Here is a 1,797-nt window from a genome sequence, read left to right on the forward strand (position 1 = left end):
ACAAAGCAATCTGTAAATAAGGATTTTGTGAAAAACTTTTTGAATGAAAGAGGAAGAAGTAGTGACAGAGATTAGATAAAAGAATATTTATTATATATATTATAACTTTTAAAAGAGCTCATAAAATGTGGATAAATGCTGCATTTTATGAGCTCTTTTTTTGTAGTTGTTTCTTAAACTTTTTATTGTTTATTCTAATTTGTTGCACGAGTCTTTTATATGGTTATAGATTAAAGTATGGTAATTAAATTTTAAAATTGTTTAGTAACTTAAATTATTTATGGTAAAATCTTTTAAAGTTTTATTGTTAAATTTTGAATAAACTGAAGATTTATTTGTAATTGGAGGACAGATGGAAAATATTTTTGAAAAGGCCACTAAAATCAAAGAGAAGATAGATAAATATAATTATTATTATTATGTAAAAAACGAAAGTCTGGTGTCAGATATAGAATATGACAAGCTTCTGAAAGAGCTGGAAAAAATAGAAAGAGAAAACCCGGAGATAATGGATGAGCTTTCTCCCACAAAAAATGTGGGATCCAGTCTTGGGGATACAAAATTTCAAAAGGTAGAACATAAAAAACCAATGCTTAGCCTTTCTAATACATATAATATAAAGGATGTAGAAGATTTTCATCAGAGGGTCAATAAAGTACTTGGGAAGGCTAAAGATGAGGAGACGGAAAAATCTCTGGACTACGCCCTGGAACTAAAGCTAGACGGTCTGTCTATAAGTGTCCATTATAAAAATGGTAAACTGGTAAAAGGAGTAACAAGAGGAGACGGAGCTGTGGGAGAGGACGTGACAGAGAACATCATGGAGATAAAGTCCATCCCCAAATATCTGAAAGAGGAAATAGATATAGAGGTGAGAGGGGAGATAGTCCTTCCTTTAAGTGAGTTTAAAAAATTGAATCAACTAAGATATGACAGAGGAGAGGATATTTTTGCCAATCCAAGAAATGCAGCCAGCGGGACTCTGAGACAGTTAGATCCGAAAATAGTAAAAGAGAGAAATTTAGACTGTTATTTTTACTTTCTGGCAGACTGTCATAAACTGGGTCTAAACAGACATTCTGAGAGTATGGAATTTCTGAATAAAATAGGACTTAAAACAACGGGTGTCTGTGATGTGTGCACCAGTATAGGGGATCTAGAAAACAGGATAAAATACTGGGAAAATAACAGGTGTACTCTGGACTATGAAACTGACGGTCTTGTTATAAAGGTAAACAATGTAGATTTGTGGGAACAACTGGGTGCAACCACTAAAAGCCCCAGATGGGCAATTTCTTATAAATTTCCAGCAAAACAGGTGACAACAATTCTGAAGGATATTACCTGGCAGGTAGGAAGGACCGGAAAGGTGACTCCTGTAGCGGAACTGGAAGAAGTAGAGGTTTCAGGAAGTAAAGTGAGACGTGCCAGTCTGCATAATTTTGATGAAATACTGAGAAAAGATGTGAAAATAGGCGACAGGGTATTTATAGAAAAGGCAGCAGAGATAATCCCACAGGTGGTAAAAGTAGTAAAAGAAGCCAGAACCGGTGAGGAAAAGGAGATAATTCCCCCTTCCGTGTGTCCTGAATGTGGTTCGGAACTAGGTAAAGAGGAAGGGCTTGTAGACCTGAGGTGCCCCAATGAAAAATGTCCTGCTAAGGTGAGAGGACAGATAGAATATTTTGCTTCGAGAGATGCCATGAATATAAACGGTCTCGGCAAGAAGATCGTGGAAAAGTTTATAGAAATAGGAAAGATAAATGATGTAGCTGATATATATGACCTTCATCTTTA

At 35.5% G+C, this 1,797-nt stretch carries 1 protein-coding gene; it reads left to right on the top strand.

Annotated elements, in window-relative coordinates; translation table 11 throughout:
- Positions 1 to 352: 352 nt before the first annotated feature.
- The coding region (gene ligA, locus ABZA26_RS14270) for an NAD-dependent DNA ligase LigA (RefSeq protein ID WP_372715159.1) at positions 353 to 1,797 on the top strand (1,445 nt) is incomplete at its 3' end.

The sequence above is a fragment of the Ilyobacter sp. genome, from assembly GCF_041583315.1.
Lineage (GTDB): Bacteria > Fusobacteriota > Fusobacteriia > Fusobacteriales > Fusobacteriaceae > Ilyobacter.